The sequence below is a fragment of the Chitinophaga sp. 01L420 genome (genome assembly GCF_056399985.1).
On the sequence record NZ_JBFTSK010000053.1, the window covers coordinates 17,419 to 41,301 of the forward strand.

Below are 23,883 nucleotides of genomic sequence, written 5' to 3' on the forward strand. Positions count from 1 at the left end.
TTTTTTAATTATTTTTTTGAGCGAGCCAGGACATTAACAGGATGAGGAGCGGGAGTACGGGCATTTTTTCCATATTGGTGCGGAGTTGCCGGAAGGCTCTGTAGGCCAGTGTACGACAGGTAGGAATGCTTATTTTCATAATGCCTGCCACTTCATCATACGACAGGTCGCAATTAAATTTCAGGAACAGCACTTCCTTTTGGCGGGCGGGCAAAGCATTCAGCTCCAGGGCAAGGAGGCGGAGCATTTGTTGCTGTTGTTCCGCAGCAATGATGAGTTCTTCCGCAGCCGGCTCATAGTCTACGGAAAAATAATCTTCCGCGTCGGTGGTTGGGCTTATGGCAGCGCCTTTTTTGATGGCCACGTGTATTTTCCGCCGGAATGACCGGAGCAGGTAATAGCGGATATTTACTTTGGGAGATAGATTTCGCCTGTAATGGTAAAGGTCTGTGAAAAGGTCCTGTATACAGTCTTTTATAGTAGCCGTATCTTGTATATAACGCAATCCGTAGCGGTAAAGCATCTCTGCAAACAGCTCATATAATTCCCTGTAGGCTTCCTGATCACCCTGGATGATGTTTTCCCACAAGATATTATTGGCCGCAGTTGACACGTCGTTCAATCAGTAAATATTTAGAAGTGGTTGATGCGCCCAATATAAATCTTTTTTAGCTTTTAGCCATTAGCTTTTAGCTGTTAGGGAAATTCTCGGCTGCATTTCCTAACAGCTAAAAGCTAACGGCTAAAAGCTATATGAAATTCTYCGCTGCATTTCCTAACAGCTAAAAGCTAACGGCTAAAAGCTATATGAAATTCTCCGCTGCATTTYCCTAACAGCTAAAAGCTAAYGGCTAAAAGCTATATGAAATTCTCCGCTGCATTTCCCTAACAGCTAAAAGCTAACGGCTAAAAGCTATATGAAATTCTCCGCTGCATTTCCTAACAGCTAAAAGCTAACGGCTAAAAGCTAAATGCCATAGACTGGCCGCGCCAATCAGGGCAGCAGCTTCACCTAAGCTGGCAGTAACTACCGGAATATTGATCTGATGTTGTTGTAGTGTTGTAATCAGTAATGGAAAGAAGAGGTCAGCCGCGTTGGCGATATTGCCGCCAATCACAATGGCTTCCGGTTGTTCGGCTTGTACAAAATCGATGAGTAAAGTGGCCAGGTTGCGGGCGAATTCATTAAACAGTTCGGGAATACTATCGTCAACGGCTATACGTGCAACCAGTGCTTTCACGTCTGGTACTGTTTCGCCGCTTACTTCCTGGTAGCGTTTTACAAACCAGCGGGTAGACAGATAATCTTCGGCCATACCATCTTTAAAGGGGGAACACCAGCGGTTGGCATCGTTTGCCACGCCATCGCGATAAACAGCGGAACCTAAACCGGTGCCTAGAGTAAGACCTATTACCCGTTGGTAGTTTTTACCGGCGCCGCTGAACACCTCGCCCTGCAGGAAACAGCCGGCATCGTTGATAAAGCGGATTTGTTCCGGTTGAATGCCCAGTTTGTCCGCCAGTAAGTCTTTTATATGCAGCTTATATAGTGCATCATACTTATGCTGCCCTTTCATCAGGCTGATCCCTTGTTCATAATCGAAGGGGCCAGGCATGCCAATACCTATATGTTTAATGCCTGCCGGCGCTTTGGTAAATACCTCGCTGATAACGGCCGACCATGACGCTATAATGTCTGCAGCTGCTCCCTGTGAGTCAATACGCGTGCGGTTCCAGGAACCTTCTATGATCGTTCTTGTGCCCAGATCAACCAGTGCTGCGGTAATATGAGAGCCGCCAATATCTATTCCTAACGCCGTGGAATTCTTCATAAAAATTCAAGATAGAGTGTTTGCTAAATCGTTTAACCTAAACAAATATAAAAAATTATTTGGTTGATTTACTCAGAAAAATCGTTTTAGCAACGTGAAAAATGGTTAAACAGCTCCAATATAGGGCGTTTTTTGAAAAATCAAAAAAACAGGGAAGGCTTTTCAAAAGAAATCTATCCGAAATATTTTGACGGATGAAAAATAATCATCACTTTTACATCGTAATTCATTACTACAATGGAATCTGACAATTGCTCCGGCAACAACAACCTTATCGCTTTCATAGCAACAAACTTTAATAMCTCTCCTCCCCCTTTCTGAAATACGTCTGCACAGCCCAAATTCTGAACTGACATGTCCGTCAGCAGCATCGCTGTGTACCGTACAAATGCATTACCTAAACACTTAACAACAACCCAACAATGGAAAACACTGTTATCAAATGGGCCGTGCTCATCGGCGTGCCCCTGCTATGTCTGTTACTGTACAAAGTAATTCTTCGTATATGCTTCGGCGTAGTAATTGTACCGGAAGACCGTATAGGCCTGGTGACTAAAAAATTCGTGCTCCTGGGCAAGCAGGAACTCCCCGAAGGCCGCATCCTGGCTTCCAATGGTGAAGCAGGTTACCAGGCCCAAAGCCTGGCTCCAGGCGTGTATTTCTGGAAATGGATCTGGCAATACAGCGTGGCATTTCAGCCCTTTACCATCATCCCTACCGGCAAAATCGGACTGGTACTGGCGAAAGACGGATCGGAACTGGAAACAGGTTCTATCCTGGCCCGTAAAGTTCCCTGCGACTCCTTCCAGGATGCGGTAGCATTCCTCCAGAATGGTGGCCGCAAAGGACGCCAAACGGCCATTATCACCCCCGGATCTTATCGTATCAATACCTTCCTCTTTGAAGTGGAAATCACAGACATGCTGTCTATCCCCGACAACGCAGTAGGTATCGTTACCACCCTGGAAGGGCAGGCTATAGAAACCGGCTCCATCGCAGGTAAAACCATTGAAAAGCACAATAACTTCCAGGATGTGGATGCCTTCCTCGATAAAGGTGGCTACAAAGGACTGCAGGAACAGGTAATACTGGCCGGTTCCTACTTCATCAACCCCTGGTTTGCCAAACTGGAAATGGTAAAGATGACAGAAATTGCCATCGGACACGTAGGCGTAGTCATCTCCTTCGTAGGTAACGACGGTGTGGACATCAGCGGCGCTGAATTCAAACACGGTAACATCGTGGCAAAAGGCACCAAAGGTGTATGGGCAGAACCATTAGGACCCGGTAAATACCCGGTAAACCCCTACATCATGAAAGTGGAACTGGTACCTACCACCAACCTGGTACTGAACTGGGCCTCTGCCAGAAGTGAAGCCCACCAGCTGGATAAAAACCTGTCTACCATTACGGTGAGAAGCCGCGACGGTTTTACCTTTAACCTGGACGTAGCCCAGATCATTCATATCCCTACCAACGAAGCACCTAAAGTAATTGCCCGCTTCGGTAATATGAGTAACCTGGTAACACAGGTACTGGAACCAACCATCGGTAACTACTTCCGTAACTCGGCCCAGGGCTCTGATGTGATCAGCTTCCTCACCAGCCGTAAGGAAAGACAAACCTCTGCCAAAGAACATATCGGACAAGTACTCGATCAGTATAATGTATTTGGTGTAGATACCCTCATCGGTGACATCGTGCCGCCTGAAACATTGATGAAAACACTGACAGACCGTAAAATAGCGGAAGAACAGAAGATCACCTACGATACAGAAAGACTGGCACAGGAAACACGTCAGTCGCTCGAAAAAGAAACGGCGATTGCAGAAATGCAGAAAGAAATCGTAAAAGCCGATCAGGGTGTATGGATCGCGGAAAGACATGCAGACGCCTCTGTAAAGAAAGCTACCGGTGACGCCAACAGCGTACGTCTGCAGGCTAACGCAGAAAGTGACCGTATGAAATTACTGGCAGGTGGTGAAGCGGAAAAAGTACGATTGCTCGCGAAAGCAGAAGCAGAACGTACCGAATGGATCGCAAAAGCAGATGCGGAAAAAATCGCCCTCACCGGTAAAGCAGAAGCGGAAAAGATCCTGGCTATCGGTCAGTCCAGCGCAGAATCGTACAAACTGGCCGTAGAAGCGATGGGTGGCAACAACTTTACACAACTGAAAGTAATGGAAGCCATCGGCGCACAAAACATCCGCATCATGCCGGACGTACTGATCAGCGGCGGCGATGGTGCCAACGGCCCTATCAGCGGACTGCTCGGACTGAAACTACTGGAAGATGTGGCGAAGAAAAATGAAGCAGATAAAAAGACTGAATAACCCCATCCCCTATACTTATGAAAAAAGAATGCAGCGAAGAAGAGTCTTCGCTGCATTTCACTAAAAACCAACCGCTACTTATCGGCTGGTAACGCTACCCCTCGAGCGTTATATTTTTTACCATCAATCACATACTCTCTTTTCAGCCCCTCTCCCGATTCTGAAGTAGAAGATGCTTTTCTGAAAGGAAGTACTGGTTCATTCTTTGTATTAATGAGCCCTACTTCGCTGGCATCACCATTTTCTCTGCGAACCATCGCTAAACCGCCACTAAAAGTGGCCGAAGATGATGAATAGATGCAGGGAATCACCAACACACCTTTGGTATTAATAAAACCATAATTTCCACCAGCCACTCTTACCCGTGCCAGTCCCTCAGAAAAAGGTTCTGCATCTACATATCCTTTCAGGTCGATGACTTTCTTCCCTTTATTATCTATAAAATAAATTTTATGCGCTTTGTCGATGACCAGCAAAAAGCCGCTATGATAGCTGCCACCGGAAGTGTAGAATCCATCAGGTGATATCAGATGTCCATTGTAATCATACAACGTATTGATCCCCTGCAGTGGCCCATCCTCTTCAGTTTTATTTGCATACAGCACTGCTTCTTCCGGATCCTGGTAAATGGCATCATAGGCCGCAGGAATGATCAGGTGGCCATTGCCATCCATCAGCCCCATAGAATTAGCCTTACCTTCCTTATGTACAGTGACCAGTTGTGAGTTTAGTTCTTTGACCACATCATCTATTTTCACCAGCTTCCTGCCAGCTGTATCCAGGCGATAATAGTAAATCCCGTTATAGTCCTCATTCACAAAAAAGTAAGCATTGAGGGGAGATAATTTTTTATAAGTGGGTGCAATCGCAAATTTTCCACTGGCATCTGTGAAGCCATAGTTAGCACTCTTACCGTCTTTTGTCAGAAACAATCCCGCGTAATTGGGCTCCAGGTTTTTAAGGGTCATCTGCTTCTTTTCTGTATGACGGCTATCTGCCATGTATACATTTACTTTTGCTACATTACCCCTGTAATATCCTTCTGTGTAACCATTATGGCCTTCGTCAAAGGGCGATCCATCCGGCATTTCAGCGGCAATTTCCTTTTGCAGCGCCGCTACATCTTTAAAAGCGCCTTTATCCAGTTTACGGATCAACCCTTTCAGTGTTTTACTGAAATTCAGCAGCAAACGGGTCATATCTTCGGGATTATTAGCACCGCTGTTGGTGCTGCTATATCCTAATGGTTTACCATCTTTATTCAAAGCTTCTACGTGGACATAGTCCTTGAATGCACTGTCTCCCATCATTAACCGCACCCGGTTATCACTCATCTTATCAATCTTTATTTCAGCGCCTTTGTACGTGAGTTTGTCGTGTTGTTTATCCAGCGTAAGTACCGCAATTTTTGTAGGATAACTATAGCTGACATCGGCTACGATACTATCCATTGTTTTCACTACCGGAATATTGGTGGAAGCATCCATGGCATATGGCTTCGTGTCTGTAGTACCATCATGGAAAAATATTTTCACGGTGGTAAAGTCCGGTGCATCGATCCCGGAGAAGTCACTGCTGCTGCGAAATGCACCATCTGTACCGACCGTGCTGTTAGGCGCTTCCATAATCTGTTTGAAACCTATGCCATCGAAATAAGCGGCATACTTAGCAGCGTATTCCTCTGCCGGTGTTAACTTAAATGGTTGGTCAAATTCCTCTTCTTCCGGCTTAAAGCTTTTAGGTTTTTCCTTTTCGAAGCTTTTCATAAAATCGATGAAGCTGGTTGCTTTTTCACTTTCTGAATTAAGCAACTCCCGCGCTTCCGGTAATGTTTTCCCATCAAATGATTTCACAAATTCAAGTACTTCAGCAGATGGAGGCTGCTTTGATTTACAGGCACCGGCAGCAATAATAACCAGGGCGATAAAGGCGATGCGTTTATTGAACGTCATTATAGTATAAGTTAATGGGCGATTAATTCACGGCAAATTGTACTTCCCCGTTTTTATTGATGGCAACATAATAGTCCAGCGGATAAATGTTGGCAGCATCTTCCAGGTAAAACGCTGGTTTGTCGCCGCCATCCGAAGGCAATAATTTAGCGAAGCGGCCATCTGGTGTAATGTACAGGGTGGCTTTCTCATCCAGCTTACTGCCGGTAATTCCTTTGGCCCTTTCCATAATGTTTGTCCAGGCCAACTGGCTATCTGTTGCTTTAAACTGGTACCAGGCTATTTGTTTATTTTGCTCCAGCGGAAACAGTAAATTTTCCAGTTGCTCCGTTTCCTTTTTTTCGTATGCTTCCTGCAGTTTGCGATAATGTGCGAGGATTTTTTCTTTCGCATCCGGAATTTTGCGGATGTCGGTAGCTACTGCATAGCAGGGCAATTCATAAGGCACCGCATCTATTTCAAAATCGTTATTCACCCGCGCAGATAACTGTCCACGGAGTTTCGACACCCTGGTATATCGGGAGGAATTTTCACCCGTACGCAGACTGGTATCTACATAAGGGGTACGAAAATCAAGTACCACCGGTGACTGACTGGAGTTTTCACTCCACTTGTTCATGACAACGTGTACCACTGATTCCAGGTGCAGCTGTTTGCGGGGAGCCCCATTGTAATCTTTTCCTGGCAACACTTCTACGGTGATCTGCTGTTGTTTTCCTTTTACCAGATATTGATTAATATCTGCGGTAACACCCAGCGTGCGGGCGCCCAGGTGTTCCAATGCTAAAAAACCATTCACATAAATACGGTAACCGCATTCATCATTGTCTACTTCCAGTTTATAATTATTTGTGTTAGAAGATGGATGCAGGGAGGTGTAGATGCTGGTAATACGGTTTTTAACCGGATTGTTAAAGCTGAGGGAGATGGACGCTTTTTCCTTGTTGCTCAAAGTAAGCAGATTGCCTTCAAAATCCGGTACGCCAAACTCGATGTTCTTTTCTGTTGTTTTCCAGCTTAATTGCGTACTGGAACTTTCTTTTAATCCTGTACCGTTTGTGTTTTCCAGTGCATTCAATACATCCAGGGCTCCTTTCTCCATATCAAAACCAATACGGGTCAGTTCTTCATCTTTAGTGTATACCTGCAGTTCGTTAACGGGTTGTCCATAATAGGTGAAGAGTCCTTTCAGTCTCATTTGCAGGATACGTACGGGGACAGAATCAATTCTCACATCTGTTCCTGGTAATAAGGCAATGACCGAATCCAGTTGTTGCCTGTTATGTATATTTTCTATGCGAATTTGCTTGTGGGTGCAACTGCTCGCTGCTATTGCGAATAGCAGCAGGGCGCCGGTATATAATCTGCTCATCAGTTATTGATTTCTTCTGGTTTAACAAACACAATATGTACGGTAGGCTCTTTTGTTATCTTAGCCACGGTTTCAAAGTTCTTCTCTGTAAAAAGACCCACTAGCTGATGATTATCCTTCCATACAAGTAGCTCTTCATCATCGAAAGTAGAAAAATCGTTGGAAGAGTCCCCGCCCGGTTGACCGTAAGCTTTGGTGAGCTTATCTTTCAGGGCTTTAACGTCTTCCTTGTGTTTAAAAAGTTTTATATCAATATTGCTGACATGCAGTTGATCGTCAGACATAGAGAAGCTCATGTATCGTACCGGGATGTCCTGGAACCGCAGGTATCTTTCGTCATAAAATTCATAGCGGTCCAGACCGCCGTGGGTAAACTGCAGTGCAGGGTATAGTGCCAGGATATTCGAATCGTGGGTTATTTTTTCAACATGGATGATATCGGCCTTTTTTGGGGGTGAGGCCGGATGGTCACAGGCAATAAAGGCGTGAAACAACAAAAGACATAATACCAGGCTTTTCTTCATATAATAGATAGTGTATCAGGTTATTAAAGCCTGAAAATAGAAAAGAATCACGGATCCCCGGTCCCAGGTAATGTATCTGCACGATATGCGCCTATATCCGTTACCATAAATCTGAAATCCGTAATTCTTATTCTTAGCTGGAAAGTCCCGCTTTCCTGTTATCGATACTATAGGGGCCTGCGCCAAAGTAAGCCAGCAACAAGGCGCCGCCTAAAATGGCCACATTCTTCATAAACATCGCCATCTGCATTTGTGACTGCATGGGATCTTTCACGGACCAGAAATTATGCAATGCGATGGTGACCGGGAGCAGGAAAATAACGATCAGCCACGCGCCATATTTCACTTTATAACCCAACAGGATGCTCAGCGCACCCACCAGGGCAATGAGCCCCGCCAATGGCACCATAAAACCAGCCAATGGCACCCCGGCAGCTGTCGCATAATCAGCGCCGGCACCAGTGATGTGATTAAGTCCGGACATCAGGAAAATAAGGGCAAATAAAATCCTGCCCACGAGTGGAACAATTTTCATAGTTAATCGATTTAAGTAATGCGACAAACCTAGTACTATTTGCGCGGTGATGGAATAGAGTAACCAAAAGGATAGCGGTTTCCTACACTATAGCAAGCATTACGTATCTTTGCATCAGAAAGAAAAAATGATTGTATGCGAAAAGAAAATTCCTCTAATGCTATCAACGAAAGACAGTTACGCGGAGACTGCGGAACAGCCTATACCCTGTCGTTGATTGGCGGCCGCTGGAAGCCCAGCATACTGTGGCGGTTGTTGGATGGTAAAATGCGTTATAGTGAGTTGAAGAAGTCCATTTCCGGTATTTCCGAAAGAGTGCTCGTACTGCAGTTGAGAGAACTGGAAAACGATCACCTCGTGAAGCGGATTGTTTACCCTGAAGTACCTCCCCGCGTAGAATATGAACTCACCCCTCTTGGGTGGAGTATGGAGAGCATGTTACAGCATATTTCTGACTGGGGTACTTTACACCGGGAAGATGCCACGGCTCGTCAGTCTGCTAAAAAAACAGCCGCTGTAGCAATGGCAGATAAAGGCTAAAACACCAACGCAGCGCGGGAACGTGCTGCGTTGGTGTTTTGAGGCATTCATTTGCGCATCCCGGACAGCCCGGTGCGTCACTACTAAGAAGTAATTCCGGCATCTTCCAATGCGCCCATTGCCAGGGCGATCCAGTCTGCATCGTGAATATCCTTGGCCAGAATAGTAGTCAGTCTGGATTGTACCAGGTTAGCTATAGGCATCGGCGTATACGATCTGCGCGCAGTTTGCAATACCAGGTCCATGTCTTTCAAACCTAAAGCTGCACTAAAAGAGGGGTTGCCCGTAAATTTCCGGTCCAATATCATGGCGCCGTAATTTTTGAATATTGGCCCTGTAAACAAGGTACTGGTCAGCATCTCATGCGCCACACGCGGATCCACATTATTCTTTTCAGCGAGTGCAAATGATTCCGCCATTAATTCAATAGCACCAGCGATCATAAAGTTGCCAATCAGCTTTAATACATTGGCGCTGCCAGCGTCTGTTCCCAGGTCAAAAATATTCTTGGCAAATCCGGCCTCCAATAAAGGCTTGATTCTTTCTTTCGCCGCTGCTTCTCCCGAAATAACAGCGTTCCCTAATTTGGCAGCAGCAGCTTCCGGACGTGCAAATACCGGCGCCGTTACAAATGCTACGCCCTGCTCCCGATGCAGCGCCGCCAGTTCCCTCGATACATCCGGCGACACAGTACTCATCGACACATGGATGCCACCCGCACCCAGCGCCTTGATCAAAGCATCTGTAGCAATAGCTTTCACGGCATGATCATCTGCCACTAAACTCAGCACGATGCCTCCTTTCTCCGCTGCTTCCTCCGGACTACCGACCAGTATTGCGCCCAGCTGCTCCAGCGGTAATGCCTTCTCCCGGGTACGGTTATATATTTTCACGGTATATCCTGCTCTCAGCAGGTTTTCTGCAATCGGGTAACCGAGATGTCCGGTTCCTATAAATCCAATGGTTTCCATAATACAATCGATTAATTATTCAAATCTATTCCTTTTGATGGAATTATGAGAACACATTTGTTACTGCGTTGATGGCGCTCAAATCCACGCTGTACTTATCATGAATCATGCGAAAATACTTGAAGCATCTTTTTATTCTATAAGCGCGAAGGCATGAAAAAGGCGATGACTGACGGGAAATAAATACCAGTGTAAATTTTTAGTAATGCTTTATTTAACGTATTTTAATAGAGCAACGACTAAAACTACATCCACGATGAAAACTATCCACCAATGGCTGGACGATTACGGCAGCAGCCACCGTAATCATACCAACAAGCTGATTCACTGGGTTTGTGTACCGGCTATCTTTTTCAGTATAGTAGGCTTTTTATATGCCGTGCCGTTACCCATACCCGGTATAAACATGTATATCACGTTAGCGCATGTGGTATTACTACTGCTGATCATTTATTATGTGCGTCTCTCTCCTTCCCTGGCGGCAGGCATGCTGATAATTGGTATTCTTTGCCTCTGGCTATGGCGGCTGATCGCTGTTTCCGGCCTGGTCATCTGGCAGGTGGCACTGGCCATTTTTGTACTGGCCTGGATAGGACAGTTTATCGGACATAAGATCGAAGGCGCTAAACCTTCTTTTTTCAAGGATCTGCAATTTTTGCTCATAGGGCCGGCCTGGCTTCTCAGCTTTATTTATAAGAAAGCAGGCATTCCACTATAGCATACTATACCCTCCATGCAGGGAGAAAAACCGGAGATTTACTTTATATCTCCGGTTTTTTTGATTAAATTCAGGAAACAACTGCCCTGCATATGAGCCTCAAACTTCTACCTTGTCTAGCAAGTATATTGCTATGCGCGTCCTACTCTTTTTCCCAAGCCCAAAAAATCAGCGGTAAGGTAACAGATGCCAGTACAGGTGCTACCCTGGAAGGTGTCACCGTACATGTTAAATCCGCTGCCAAAGGCACACAAACCAATGCTGCTGGTACTTTTACACTGGATGCTGGGGCCAGTGATATCCTGGAATTCAGTTCCATAGGGTATGCACCCCAACAACAAAACGTCAACGGCCGAACGCAGATCAATGTACAACTGGTTTCATTGATTGCTGAACTGGGTCCTATTGTATCTGTAGGTACCCGTGGCGGAGGGCGGGCCAAAACGGAAACACCCGTGCCAGTGGATGTAATCAGTGTTAACCAGGCCGGGCTACCCAGCGCCAAGATGGAGTTAACCTCCCTGCTGAATGCCGCCGCTCCTTCTTTTAACTACAACAAACAAAGTGGTAGCGATGGCGCCGATCAGATTGATCTCGCCACCTTAAGAGGACTGGGACCCGATCAGACACTCGTACTCGTTAATGGCAAAAGACGCCATCAGACAGCTTTTGTGGCTGTATTTGGCACCAGGGGCCGCGGTAATTCCGGTACGGATCTCAATGCCATTCCGGAAGCATCTATCGACCGTGTGGAAATCCTCCGTGATGGTGCTTCTGCACAATATGGCTCTGATGCCATTGCAGGGGTTATAAATATCATCCTGAAAAAAGATATCGGCCACCTGAATATTACCACTGGTTATGCCGGTTACTATGATCATAAATACAATACTTATTTTAACCGCGATTTAAAACAATATGAATACGCCAACCCCATAGATGGCAACACCGTTACCGTTGGACTCAATTACGGGCTTCCATTGGGCAAACGCGGTGGATTTATTAACTTCTCAGGCAACTTCCTGAAACAGGGTAAAACATTCCGCCAGGTATCAGACACCAATCTTACCCATACCGATGGGTTGCCGATTAACTCCGGCAGACGCGCCCATGGCGATGGTTCTGTTACTACCGGTGGTGGTATGATCAACCTGGAAATACCAGTAGGCAGCAGTGCCACCACCATCTACGCATTTGGCGGTTACAACTATAAATCTTCTGACGCCTTTGCCTATACGCGGGCTTTCAGCGGACACCCGGAACGCTTTCCTACCAATGCAGCGGGGGGCCTGATCTTTTATCCGGACATCATGGAAAGCATTCCTACTCCTGACGCGGCGCCGGACACCATTTATAATCCGCATATACAAACACATATCCAGGATGTATCGCTGGCAGCTGGTGTAAAAGGCAGCACGCATAACGACTGGAAATGGGACTTCAGCAATACATTAGGCAGGAATGATTTTCATTTTTATGGAGATAAAACCTTCAATGCGTCCCTGGGAAGTACCAGCCCCACACACTTTAATGATGGCGGCTACTCCTTTTTACAGAATACCACCAACCTCACTTTCTCTAAAGATATTCCAAATATAGGCGCCGGCTTTAACCTGGCACTGGGTGCGGAATACCGTTACGAAAACTACAAAATATATGCAGGTGATGAAAACTCCTGGAAGAATTATGATCCTGCATTTATTAAAGCCACTGGTGCACAGGGATTTCCAGGGTACCGTCCTACCGATGTAGTGAGTGCTAACCGCTCCAACATCGCCGGATTTGTAGATGCAGAATGGGACATCACTAAAAAATTCCTGCTGGGCGCTGCCATCCGTGCAGAGAACTACAACGACTTTGGCTTTACCAGCAACTATAAGCTGGCAGCCCGTTATAAGGTGGCGCCACATTTTAATATACGCGGTTCCGTTAGTACCGGTTATAGGGCTCCTTCGCTCCAGCAGATTAACTACAGTTCCCAGTTCACTAACGTGCAGGGCGGCCGTATCACAGAAGTGAAAATTGCGCCGAACAGCAATATCATCACCCAATCCGCCGGCATCCCTGCATTAAAGCAGGAAAAATCGTTGAATGCCAGCCTGGGATTTTCCTGGAAACCAATCTCAGAACTGACCATCACCCTGGATGGATACCTCGTAAAGGTGAAAGACAGGATTGTATTATCCGGACAGTTTAATAAATCCGATGCTACATTAGATCCTGTATTTCTTAAAGCGCTCAACGACCTGAGAATTGATAATGCTCAGTTTTTCGCCAACGCGGTGAACACCACCAATACGGGGCTTGACCTTGTTATCGACTACAATAAAAAATGGGGCGATCAGCATTTCCGCGCACTATTTACCGGGAATATTCAGCACATGAATATTGACAAGATCAATGTACCGGATAAACTGAATGACAGCTACCTGCACCGCAACGAATTTTTCAGTGAAAGAGAACAACATTTCGTACTGGCATCTGCCCCTCCGGCCAAGCTGGGACTGAATCTTGAATATGGCATCAAAAAATTCAGTGTAGGTACCCGCTTAGTCTACTACGGTAAAATTGTGTTACTGGGTTATGGCTTTGCCGGAGATCCGGCCAAAGAAGGTACCGGCTTACCCGGAGATCCCAACCTGGAAGGTACCGGTATCAGCCCGCTCGTAGCGCTGGACAAAGACGGTACCCTGGTACCGGAACAGTTTAACTACAAGGGTAAAGTGACCACAGACTTCTATGCCAGTTTCCGTTTCTCATCTCATGTAAGCTGGTTCCTGGGCGCAGATAATGTTTTCAATGTGCATCCTGATCTGGGTTATGTGCCTGGTGCAAAACTATCTGCATATGACGGTGAAACCGGCGGTCCCTGGGATGCAGTACAGATGGGCTTTAACGGCATCCGGCTGTTTACAAAAGTGGCATTGAATTTTTGAGGAAAGCATAAGGCATAAAGCTATTAAAGCGAATGACCAGAGCAAAGGATTAATTCCGCTTCGGTCATTCGCTTTAATAGCTTTACGCTTTATGCTTTCTCCTTCAATAGCATCGCACGGCAAACAAAGCCGCCGGTACATGATCAGATGGATGCTCCAGCTCAATCACCAATACATCCGTTGTTACCGATGCTGAAAACTGAATGCGGTTATGTGTTTGATAATTATCTCTTTTCTCAGCCAGCACATTCCCCGCTCCATCTTTGATCCTGTAATTTCTCACACAAAAGGGCATCACCGATTCCGGATGCGACATCAGCACCGATTCCATCGGATGATCGTAGTCCGTATCCATCAGCAGATCAATCCTGCTGATCTGTTGCGGCTGCTGCCAGGTCAGCGTCAGACTGGGTTGCGGATCATTCCAGTCGGCCACCCAGGCATTGGGTAGTGTAGCCGGCCGGTCAATACCATTGCGCACATTTGCTGCTTTGAACAGGTCTATGCCGGAATTGTATTTAAGATCTATGTTATGCCCTTCCGGTCTGCGTTGCGGACACCAGAATTCAAACGCCTCCATCCCTATATCTTCCGGAGGTGTTTGTTTACCGTAGTTGGAAACGGCTTTGTTTACACTGTTGAATACAGATAATACCCCGGTTACCCGCTTCTCTGTGAAATGTAATTCCACCAGCGGATTCTTTATAAAAGTGATGAAAGCATAAGCTGCATTTTCCATCACGGCATTAAACCGGAGTTCCACACAGTTTCTGCCGGGATGCAGGGAAACTGTTTGTGTTGCCAGTATTACTTCCGGTGTATAATTTCCCGGCTTGCTGCTGATACGGAGTTCCACCTGTAGCTCAGTGTCAGCGCTGGCCTCTGCATGAAAAATGACGGGGGCTATTGCTCCTTTGGGTAGTGGCAGCATTTGTGCAACAGAAACCGTTAATGGTTTCAGCAATGGTTTGCCGGGAAATCCGGTTAACACCAGTTCGCTGGATGTCTTAATGGTGGCAGATTGCACAAGGTCACTATTATCTTCCAGCACCAGTCCCGGTACATATTGTCCTGTCTTTAACAGGCGTTGTTGCAGCGCTACAATATGTCCGTTGCGGATGATGTCTGCCGGCAAAAGATCCTTTTCTTTACACAGTGCCGCAGCCACGCCTACCGCCTGTGATACATATGCGGCGGTGGCCATTACCCGTGTGGATGCAAAGGCCACATGTGATGCGCTGATGATGCGCCCGGCAAGAAACAGGTTCGTAATATTTTTGCTGTACAAACTGCGGTAAGGTATCTGGTAAATACCTTTGCTATGCCATTGATTACAACCCGGTTTTTCACTGAAAACACCATCAGCAGGATGCAGGTCAACAGACCAGCCACCAAATGCCACCGCATCTTCGTGGACACGTTGCTCAATAATATCCTGTTGCTTCATGATATAGTCACCTTCAAAGCGACGGCTTTCGCGTTTACCAGGGATAGTACCTACCCATTCCAGCGTAAGCGTAGCGGCTTCCGGGAAGTTCCCTGAGTTTTTTATGTAGTCCCATACGCCGTATATGACTTTCCATAATTCCCATTTGATTTCTTCTGTATCATGCACCGTATCCAGTCGTCCGCCGTATTCGACCCACCAAAGCCGACAGCCAAAATCTTTGGCATTAAACGTTTTGAAGCGTGGGATTTTGGTAATATCCTTCAATGCAAAATCAGGCGGAATAAATGTAACAGGCTTACCAGTGTCTTTGCTATAGAAATATAAAGTATGTCCCAGCAGCTCCCCGTAGCTAGCGGAGGGCGCAAACTTTTCATAAAACTCATCGCAGCTTTCTGCCCCCATCCGAAAAGCGGCGCCGGATAAAAAGCCTACCACCCCATCGCCGGAAGCATCACAGAACAAGGGAGCGGTTAATAAATACTCTTTTTGATTCTGGCTGCAAAATGCTTTCACAGAGCAGATGGTGGCAGCATCCTTTTTTTCTACTTCATAAACAGCGGTGTTTAACAACAAAGTAATGTTAGGTTCTTTCATCACTTTGTCCAGTAATACCGTATCAAATATCACGGGGTTACCTTCCGGATTGCGCCAGGTATTTTCTACCAGGATTTCATCCACCAACCCTCCTTCCCTGGCCCAACGATTATTATTGCCCATATGTGAAGTAGCGCCCAATATCCATAACCTGACTTCACTACTCGAGTTACCTCCCAATACCGGTCTATCTTGCACCAATACTACTTTTAGTCCCTGTCTGGCAGCCGTAATGGCGCAGCATACGCCGGAAAGACCGCCACCTGTTATTACCAGATCCGCGCTGATGGCTATACCGGGAAAGGAGCGACTGTTTGTTTCTCCAGATTTTATCATGATTTACAATTATAATTTTTGTGATCCGCACCTGGTCAATGCACTGTATCAAAAGTTTTATTTGCGCACAAATTTTTATGCAGACTATGTAACAGTAAAATGCCTGCTGCCAGTGTAACGTGAAAGGGTAATAAGAAAGCTATGATGAACAAACACTGCATATGACCTGAAATAAAAAATACTCCACCCGTTGTTTTCTTTGATACTTCAAATTAACAGCCTGCCCTTCGTAACTTCAAAATATCCGGCGGTTAAAAAAGTTGGGAACATTCCCATTTTCCGGGAATGTTCCCATAGAATTCGAGGATATGGAAAAGTCAGGACAGCCGCTGCTAATAAGGTACTCCACGTAAAAGGATCTTGCCGATGTACACCACAGTCTGATCATATTTAGCCGGATGACTGGTAATATCTTCCAGTTGTTTATCTCCAAGGATCTTTATTTTATCGGCCTTTTCAGCTGATACACGAAGCGTAACTGTATGTACACCCGGTGGCAGTGTTATAAATTCATACTGGCCGCGGTACCTGTTGTTACAGTAATAATTAAACCTGTTGATAACACGGATACCATCCGGATTTGCTGCATCCACTACCTGTAGCTGCCGCGTACCTGTAATGCCCCGGTCTGCGAGTTGTACCGGTTTCCCATCTACCAGCACTTCCAGTTGTCCCATCTCGGGTCCGCCGATATCAAAAAAGCCAAACATCGTTCCTTTAAATCTGCAGGTAAAAGAAGCACCTGGCTGACCTGCTTTCATGATATAGGGAAACCAGCCGGTGAATTGGCGCTGCGGTGAATTGGCCGTAGTAACGGCGTTCCAGCCGGCACTGAAGGTGGCCACTTCCTGTGGCGCATACATGCCGGCATCTTCCCAGTTATCTGCAATCAGTGGATCAGGTAATACTTGCGTAGTAGCACTTCCGCCCTGCTTCATCTTATTCATGGCTCTTGCAATCGCAGCAGCGTAGAGGTTACCGCCTGCTGTCACCGGATGTATACCATCCGTGGAGAAAACAATTTTACCCGGAGTTCCGCTGCTATCTCCCTTCCACAGCAACTTTCCTTCCTGTTCCAGCTTGGCCGCTTCCATACCAAGATGTACAGATGGCAGGTTATAATGAACCGCTATTTTTTCCAGCGCCTGTATATGCGCCGGTATGCCACCAGCCACATATATTCTCGTAGCCTCGTTATGGATAGTATAGATCAGACAGATATCAATTGTGGGATCATATTTCCGGATCTGCCTCACAATGCCTTCCATGCCATCTGTATAAGCGCCGTTCGAGGCAAACTCCACAAATATCAGGTCAGGATGGTGTTTCAACAGCTGATCCTGCAAACGGCAGGCGCCCAGGTCTGTACCTGTTCCCGACACGCCGGCGTTGAGCGCTTTCATGGCAACAGATGGATATAATGATTGTATATACCTTGCCGCCTGGGTGCGATAGCATTGCTTACCCTGGGTGATACTGCCGCCTATAAAACCGATGGTCACCGGTTTACCAGAGGAAGCCTTTTCAAAAAAATGAGGTAATCCCCCACGTACGATACATTCTGTATTGTTGTAGAAGTCGCCTGGCGTTATCAATGGTACCAATGTATCAGCAGGATTAAAATATAAAGGCGAAGCACCTACCCGCGACAAAGCTACCAGCTTTTCCCGTTCCGGGTCGTCTTGGCTTTGTGCAATTGTTGTCAATGACATTCCCATACATATGACCAGGCTGGAGAAAATAAAATATTGTTTCATAATTATTATTTGGCGCTGTTATCAAATTTAATGGTCCCTTCTTTTTCGGCCCCGCTGCTGGTGCGTACCTTTACTTTCAACACGGCATCCTTAGCAGCATTCAGTGGGTAAAACGAACTTTCATAAGGATATGCTGTCAGGCCGCGGTTTTCTCCGTTCAATACAAAGGCGGCCTGTAAACCTGCTTCAGGAGGCGATTCCAGGTAAGTGTATATCGCATCCCATCCAAAAGGAGAACGTATCCTGAAAGCATAACACTTCCCAACGCCCATACCCAGGTCCAGCACCTGCATACCATTTTTCACCGGCGCTATATATTTGGTTTCTTTTTTCACAGTCAGCGGCAGAGAGAAGGCAGCAAAACCTTTACCGGCAACGGATATACGTAATTGCCGGTTATTCATAGGCAACACTGCCGGCGAAGCCGCAGCCCGCGCATAGTATGTAGCAGCGGCATTATCTTTCACGTCAACTTCTTTCCCGATATTAATATCAGCGTTTAGCGCATCGGGCGATTCATTCAATAACAGCACCCAGAAACGGTCAGCAGAAATACCTGTAACATAATTCAGCTCCCGGCGATCAATGGTTACCAGCCCTCTTTTCATCCAGAGACGCACCTGTTTGTCGTCAAATATATTTCCGCTGCCACCACCAAAAATGCGGTTGTTAAACCATACAAAACCATCCTGTTTTCCATAAGGAAAATTTACTTTTCCTTCAGAACGTTGTATCGCTTCCGTTACCAGAAAATCGAGCGTAAAGGCGAGATGCGGTGGAATATGATGATAATAAACAGAGCTTACATCCGGACCTTTGTAAGGGAAGTCCGGCTGCATAGTAATATCTGTAAAGCCGGTAGCATAGTAACCCGGATAATTCGTAAAACGGCCTATCACCGCATTGCGCGCATAGGTCTCAAATATTTTCCGGTGATCATCCCGGAACAAACGCAACAGGTGCGGCGCCCAGCTACTCATAAATACAGGTCTTACCAGCTTACCCGGATCAAAAAAAGTATAAGGCTGCTCAAATCCCAATCCCACAGGCGATACCAGGCTTTGCGACACCTGCTTCTCCGGTGCATCACCGTTCTTTCTCGGAAAACCAAGACGGTATTTTTCACCTCCTTTCCACCACATGGTGGTATTGCCATCATACTTGTTGCCCGGATGAATAGTCTGCAACTGATCGGTCACTTCCGGGTACACCCTCACCCCTGCCAGTGTTTGAAAAGCTGATGTGGCAGCGGCCGTAAGGAAAGCGGTATCGCTTGTTACCTCAAACAGATCTGTCAGCTCCCACCAGTAAGCATAAAAAGCCGCGTTGTAAAAAGGCTGTTTACCTAAAGGCTGCGTTTTAGAGCCATACACTTCGCTGGCAATAAATTCTTTTGCATGCGTAGTAGCTGCATCCAGCCAACTTTTATTTTTTGTGAGACGGTAAGCGGCCAGCTCCTGCGTCCAGGCCGGTATGTTCACAGAATACCCTTTGGTGGGCCTTATTTTATTTCCGGGAAGTGCAATGTCTTCCAGCCAGGGATTGGCGCCGCCCAGCAACTGATGCAATCCTTCGTAGTAAGCGGTGGTAAATTGTGAATTAAAAGGACTCAGCACCAGCGATTGTTTATCTCTGTTAAATGAGGTTCCTGAAATACCGCGTGACCACCTGAATCCACTGCGGGACAATGTATATTCAATGGTAGGCAATGCCCTGCTGATATAAAAGTCTTCATCTTTTTCCAACACCGCAGCCGAAATAACCGCCAGGGGCGCTGCCTGCACCACCGTTGGCGTTATGGCCGGATCTGCCTCTATATCGTAAAACCCTTTGAGTGACGGAGCCCAGCCTGCCGCCGTATCATTCCTGATCAGCTCCGTTATATTGAATACAGTTTCAGTCAGCGAGGTACCGCTCTGTGTGCGGTAATCCTTTACTTTATAAATACTGTCTGATATATATTCCATCGCATCATTCCAACCCGATGGCAATGCACCTAACGCAAATTCACGGGTGAGCGCCTTTCCCGCCGCCAGCTGCGAATCATCTAATCCCAGCACCGGTGAAAACGCTACCGGCTGCACATCATTTTCCAGGTTCTTAATCGCAAAGCCCATCGGCGAAGCAAAAGCTTCTCCCCAGGCCAGCGGAAAATCTGTTGGTGTACCCGTAATAAAAGCAGTCACGCTTCCTGTACCCTGTTTGGTTTCCATCATGGCCAGGGGTTGCGGCATCATGGCTGCCGGCAGCATCACCGGATGTTCAGGAATGCGCTGATACTGGAACATGGGCGGCAGTTGTATGGCGGCTACCTGTTCTTTTTGTACGCCGGAAAAAGCACTCACAGCGAGACTGTAATATCCTGCCTCTTTTGGTATATACGTTAACGTTAGTAACAGGTGACTGCTGCCATTTGCCAGCTCCCATATCCCCTTCACCGTTTCCTTATCAGCAGTCTGATAGGTCACCTCTATGGTGTTGCTGCGAAGTTGTTTCACACTTACTGGGAAGCATTCCCGGCGCAGCCCTGCCAGGAAGGGATTGCTCAGACTTTCCGGCGACAGTACGCGGAACGTTTTACCCCGGCTTTGAAAACTACCATAAGCGGTGGAGCCATTCCTGGAAGGAAAGAAACTACCGAAACTGATCTGCGGATCATGGGTACTTAACAGGAATATCCTGTTTGCATCACCATTTGCTGGTACATCGATCCATCGGTTATCTTTCCTGAAACTATTCATGGCCACTATGCGCGGGGGCCCATCCGATACCGCTGCAGTCACAAATTGCAGCCGTAGTTTGCCATTGCTGACAGCAGCTATCACCTTTGCATTGGAGGAGATCTTTGCTACGCCGATGGAGCGGGCAGTGATAGCTGGCGGTATATACGTCACCGTTAGGGGTGCTATTTTAAACCGCTGCAACGCKGCCAGTTTCTCTTCGTTAGGGTCAACATTCAAACCCGTCAGCAAAATGGCATCACATCTTCCAAAATTACCTTTCGTATCACGCAGGGTGATTACGTTCTCACCGGCATCCAGCGCAGCGGTACCTGCTTTCTCCCAGTAATAGCCCTCCTTGCCATGCTGACCGGATTCGTTTTCCAGGGCCTGTCCGTTCACCGCCACCTGGAATAAACGGGTGCCGGGCTGATTGGCCGGATAATCCGGCGTACGCACCCAAACGGCAAATGTGCCTGCCGTTTTGATATTAATCACTGTCAGCGCATCCGGCGCCTTTACCTTACCTGAAAAAACACGGAGGATGGTATGATTCGAAACGGCTATGCCAGGTACTTTTTCTACCTGCCAGCCCCCTTTGAATTGAAAGTCTTCCGCTTCCACCAGGTAAGCCGTTTGCGCCTGCACCGCTGATACTCCCAGGAAGCAGCATATAGCGACCAAATAAAAATATTTATTGATTAAGCAGTTCATAATTGATGGCGATTACACGGAGTCCGTAAGCAGGTATAGTTACCTGGAATGTATGGTTGGTTAGTATCGTTTCTTTATTACCGTTCGCGCTGATCTGATAACAGCTGACCGGCTTTATTCTTTTGCCGCGGATCACCTTATCTGCATCCAGTTGCAGCGTAGCCTCCAGCGGATCATCATCATCGTTCAACAATAACAAAAACAGTTTTTGCTGTTGTGTATTGATCGCATAATAGTAGTCGAGATAAGGGTTATCTGTTTTCAGCATTCCCTCCTTCAGCAGCAAACTGGCGGCAGTACCAAACACCGTCCCTGCGGCAAAACCATAGGTCTCGTGCGGGCCTACCTTGGGTGTGATAAATCCCCGGGGGAACTTTACTTTACCTGCCGATCGCATTTCCATTTCCGACAACAGGTAGTCTGTGATCCACCCTACCTGCCACCAGGCATGATGCGGATAAGGACCAGCCCCTTTGTTCATCACATCCCAGTAGTAAGACGCCACGCTGGTAGCACTGTCTACAAATGCATCTCTTCCGAGTACGCCGGCACGGGCCATGTTCAGGAAAAGAGAATCACCGGTTAACATAAACATCCTTACAAACATGCCGGCATGACTGGCCAACAGAATGGGGCCACGATGATTGGCAGAACCGAGCATACCGCCATGCTCAAAACTTAATCCGGCCTGGCTTATTTCCCAGTCCTGCCGTTGCACACCGTTCACCATTTTACTTTTGGCGGAAGGAACAGGGTGAGTATAGATAGAAGTAGTATACAATTGTGCCGTACTGATAGCTGCCTGCAGATACTTATGCTCCTTTGTAATATCATACAGATCCAGCAACGCCTGGGCACTTTGTCCTGTAGCAAAATCAGGAACAAAACGCGTATCTCCGCAAACACCCAGGAAATGCCCTTTTGCAGTCGCTTCTTTTATATACCAGTCTGCACCACGTTTCGCAGCGGCCAGATATTTCTCTTCTTTCAATATTTTCCAGGCGATCAACAACCCGTAAAAAGTTGGACGCAGATCTTCCACATCGGTAAACAATTCCTTTGCGGATATGTGATCATATCCTACTGCCCACTTTCCTTCTTTACTCATCCACGCCAACAGCCTGTCGGCAGCGGATTGCAGCTCTTTCTTTAATGCAGCATCTCCCGGGTTAAACAACAGCATATTACCGATGTCCATCATCATGTAATAGGTAACGCCAATGGGTTCTACATAAGGTCCCCATTCTTCTGTAAATCTTTTACTTTTTGAAAGATAATATTGCCCTGCAGTGGCACCGTTGAAAAAACCAGGATGCGTATCCTGCTGTTGCAATTTAAAGTTGCGCGCATAAGGCAGGCGGGTTTGTTGTAATACAGTATCGTCTGTAATAGTGGCCAGCATCCACATAGCGCCGTAGTCAGAATTTTTCATGGCGTCTTTTTCCGAGCCATACACCCCACCCAGGTAGGATTGTGCGCCCATGTCCATACCGTTAAAGTCCGTTATATTCCATAGCGATGTTTTATTATCCACCAGGTATTTATGCATCGATAATATGCGGCTGGTCAGCGATTGACGCGTTTTTTTCAGAGCCAGAAAATCATTGAAATGGTATACATCATTTACGGCATGTTTAAATACGGTGTACCAGCTGCCATGCTGCAGTGTATACCTGAAGGAAAATGTCACGGTATCTCCTTTCTTCAGGAAGGACCCTTTTTCTCCCAACACCGGGTGATAGATGGTGGGGGTAAGTGCTCCCTCCCGGTTCATCAATGACAGCCCCAGTTGCCAGTTATCTTGTGTTCTGGCATCATCTTCCCAGGGGTCCCGTCCTGTGCCGGGTGCCGGTATGACTGCCCAGGTCAGCTTGTTTTTTGTACTGATAAAAGGCGACAAGGTAGCCGCTGTTCTCTCCCTGACAATTACCGGTTTATCAGGAATGCCCTGCATATAGGCATATGCTTTGATAAAATCTTTTTCTATGGCATTGCTTTGAAAATAACCGGGTATGCCTGCCCAGGCCAGTTCACTTTCAGGAACAGTGGCCAGCGTGGGTGAAGCCAGTGAATAATAACCATCTTCTTTTGCCTGCAACAATATTTCTACGAGCACGTCTGTGTTAAATGCGGTATCCAGGCGCCAGCGGGAAGTAATCACCGCTTTATTATTTTCAGCAGTGAAAGTCAACTGATCACCGCTATTTTTTACCGAAGCAGGATAAAAATGAATGGCTTCTCCGGCTGTGTTCATCGGCACGGGCTGCAGCGCGGCTTCCCATAAAGGAATGATGTACTTATACTGTGGTTCCGGAAAGATGATTTTTTTACCGCTCTTATCATACAAGTTGATGGGTGTATTCTCTGGTTTATCCTTTGCATACAGCAACGTATATTCTCCACTGGTATGGGGCAGTTGCTGCCAGTGATCTTTATCTTTTATGGAGATATTTTTCATATGCCACTGTCCGTTTTTATTTACCCAGGAAAGCTGCAGCGCCGGATTAGACAACACCGGCTGCTGCTGGGCATTCACCCGCATGACACCAATACACAGGGCATATAATAATATAGCTGATAATTTTTTCAAGGGAGCTGT

General features: G+C 46.6%; 15 protein-coding genes. 4 read left to right on the top strand and 11 right to left on the bottom strand.

What is annotated here, in order from left to right:
* Positions 1-4 precede the first annotated feature (4 nt).
* Together AC1DP6_RS31805 and AC1DP6_RS31810 are read right to left on the bottom strand one after the other, a co-directional pair.
* Positions 5-613, bottom strand: a complete 609-nt coding sequence (locus AC1DP6_RS31805; RefSeq protein ID WP_477058491.1) for an RNA polymerase sigma factor — start codon at positions 611-613, stop codon at positions 5-7.
* A gap of 340 nt (positions 614-953) precedes the next feature.
* On the bottom strand, positions 954-1,832 hold the full coding sequence (locus tag AC1DP6_RS31810) for an ROK family protein (RefSeq protein WP_477058471.1): 879 nt from the start codon (positions 1,830-1,832) through the stop codon (positions 954-956).
* Between the two features lie 422 nt (positions 1,833-2,254).
* Here AC1DP6_RS31810 and AC1DP6_RS31815 point away from each other — a divergent pair, with 422 nt between their 5' ends.
* On the top strand, positions 2,255-4,165 hold the full coding sequence (locus AC1DP6_RS31815) for an SPFH domain-containing protein (RefSeq protein WP_477058472.1): 1,911 nt from the start codon (positions 2,255-2,257) through the stop codon (positions 4,163-4,165).
* A 74-nt stretch (positions 4,166-4,239) separates the two neighbouring features.
* Here the strand turns inward: AC1DP6_RS31815 and AC1DP6_RS31820 are convergent, their stop codons facing one another.
* The 4 genes from AC1DP6_RS31820 to AC1DP6_RS31835 form a co-directional block, all read right to left on the bottom strand.
* Positions 4,240-6,117, bottom strand: coding sequence for a WG repeat-containing protein (locus tag AC1DP6_RS31820; protein WP_477058473.1), 1,878 nt, complete (start codon positions 6,115-6,117; stop codon positions 4,240-4,242).
* A gap of 22 nt (positions 6,118-6,139) precedes the next feature.
* A complete protein-coding gene (locus AC1DP6_RS31825; protein WP_477058474.1) occupies positions 6,140-7,489 on the bottom strand; it encodes a hypothetical protein in 1,350 nt (449 codons plus the stop codon).
* On the bottom strand, positions 7,489-8,013 hold the full coding sequence (locus AC1DP6_RS31830; protein WP_477058475.1) for a hypothetical protein: 525 nt from the start codon (positions 8,011-8,013) through the stop codon (positions 7,489-7,491). Before AC1DP6_RS31830 ends, AC1DP6_RS31825 begins: the two co-directional genes overlap by 1 nt.
* Before the next feature lie 133 nt (positions 8,014-8,146).
* Entirely contained in the window at positions 8,147-8,548 is a 402-nt protein-coding gene (locus AC1DP6_RS31835) for a DoxX family protein (RefSeq protein ID WP_477058476.1), read from the bottom strand.
* A 135-nt stretch (positions 8,549-8,683) separates the two neighbouring features.
* Here AC1DP6_RS31835 and AC1DP6_RS31840 point away from each other — a divergent pair, with 135 nt between their 5' ends.
* On the top strand, positions 8,684-9,088 hold the full coding sequence (locus AC1DP6_RS31840) for a winged helix-turn-helix transcriptional regulator (RefSeq protein WP_477024172.1): 405 nt from the start codon (positions 8,684-8,686) through the stop codon (positions 9,086-9,088).
* Between the two features lie 83 nt (positions 9,089-9,171).
* On the opposite strand, the gene AC1DP6_RS31845 is transcribed toward AC1DP6_RS31840, so the two are convergent.
* A complete protein-coding gene (locus AC1DP6_RS31845; protein WP_477058477.1) occupies positions 9,172-10,059 on the bottom strand; it encodes an NAD(P)-dependent oxidoreductase in 888 nt (295 codons plus the stop codon).
* A 256-nt stretch (positions 10,060-10,315) separates the two neighbouring features.
* Here AC1DP6_RS31845 and AC1DP6_RS31850 point away from each other — a divergent pair, with 256 nt between their 5' ends.
* On the top strand, positions 10,316-10,777 hold the full coding sequence (locus AC1DP6_RS31850) for an Mpo1 family 2-hydroxy fatty acid dioxygenase (protein WP_441576180.1): 462 nt from the start codon (positions 10,316-10,318) through the stop codon (positions 10,775-10,777).
* Positions 10,778-10,869: 92 nt separating this feature from the next.
* Positions 10,870-13,713, top strand: coding sequence for a TonB-dependent receptor (locus tag AC1DP6_RS31855; RefSeq protein ID WP_477058478.1), 2,844 nt, complete (start codon positions 10,870-10,872; stop codon positions 13,711-13,713).
* Between the two features lie 103 nt (positions 13,714-13,816).
* On the opposite strand, the gene AC1DP6_RS31860 is transcribed toward AC1DP6_RS31855, so the two are convergent.
* From AC1DP6_RS31860 to AC1DP6_RS31875, 4 genes are all read right to left on the bottom strand, one after another.
* On the bottom strand, positions 13,817-16,093 hold the full coding sequence (locus tag AC1DP6_RS31860) for an FAD-dependent oxidoreductase (protein ID WP_477058479.1): 2,277 nt from the start codon (positions 16,091-16,093) through the stop codon (positions 13,817-13,819).
* A gap of 332 nt (positions 16,094-16,425) precedes the next feature.
* On the bottom strand, positions 16,426-17,850 hold the full coding sequence (locus tag AC1DP6_RS31865; protein ID WP_477058480.1) for an SGNH/GDSL hydrolase family protein: 1,425 nt from the start codon (positions 17,848-17,850) through the stop codon (positions 16,426-16,428).
* A 5-nt stretch (positions 17,851-17,855) separates the two neighbouring features.
* Positions 17,856-21,254 (bottom strand): hypothetical protein, encoded by a 3,399-nt coding sequence (locus tag AC1DP6_RS31870; protein ID WP_477058481.1) that lies wholly within the window; start codon positions 21,252-21,254, stop codon positions 17,856-17,858.
* 10 nt (positions 21,255-21,264) lie between these two features.
* Positions 21,265-23,874 (bottom strand): glycerophosphoryl diester phosphodiesterase, encoded by a 2,610-nt coding sequence (locus AC1DP6_RS31875; RefSeq protein ID WP_477058482.1) that lies wholly within the window; start codon positions 23,872-23,874, stop codon positions 21,265-21,267.
* Between the last annotated feature and the right edge of the window lie 9 nt (positions 23,875-23,883).

Bases quoted from the DNA above. Each gene is read 5' to 3' on its own strand.
- AC1DP6_RS31835 (WP_477058476.1), bottom strand. From the start codon at position 8,548: ATGAAAATTGTTCCACTCGTGGGCAGGATTTTATTTGCCCTTATTTTC.
- AC1DP6_RS31855 (WP_477058478.1), top strand. From the start codon at position 10,870: ATGAGCCTCAAACTTCTACCTTGTCTAGCAAGTATATTGCTATGCGCG.
- AC1DP6_RS31865 (WP_477058480.1), bottom strand. From the start codon at position 17,850: ATGAAACAATATTTTATTTTCTCCAGCCTGGTCATATGTATGGGAATG.
- AC1DP6_RS31810 (WP_477058471.1), bottom strand. From the start codon at position 1,832: ATGAAGAATTCCACGGCGTTAGGAATAGATATTGGCGGCTCTCATATT.
- AC1DP6_RS31840 (WP_477024172.1), top strand. From the start codon at position 8,684: ATGCGAAAAGAAAATTCCTCTAATGCTATCAACGAAAGACAGTTACGC.
- AC1DP6_RS31850 (WP_441576180.1), top strand. From the start codon at position 10,316: ATGAAAACTATCCACCAATGGCTGGACGATTACGGCAGCAGCCACCGT.
- AC1DP6_RS31820 (WP_477058473.1), bottom strand. From the start codon at position 6,117: ATGACGTTCAATAAACGCATCGCCTTTATCGCCCTGGTTATTATTGCT.
- AC1DP6_RS31845 (WP_477058477.1), bottom strand. From the start codon at position 10,059: ATGGAAACCATTGGATTTATAGGAACCGGACATCTCGGTTACCCGATT.
- AC1DP6_RS31830 (WP_477058475.1), bottom strand. From the start codon at position 8,013: ATGAAGAAAAGCCTGGTATTATGTCTTTTGTTGTTTCACGCCTTTATT.
- AC1DP6_RS31860 (WP_477058479.1), bottom strand. From the start codon at position 16,093: ATGATAAAATCTGGAGAAACAAACAGTCGCTCCTTTCCCGGTATAGCC.
- AC1DP6_RS31825 (WP_477058474.1), bottom strand. From the start codon at position 7,489: ATGAGCAGATTATATACCGGCGCCCTGCTGCTATTCGCAATAGCAGCG.
- AC1DP6_RS31815 (WP_477058472.1), top strand. From the start codon at position 2,255: ATGGAAAACACTGTTATCAAATGGGCCGTGCTCATCGGCGTGCCCCTG.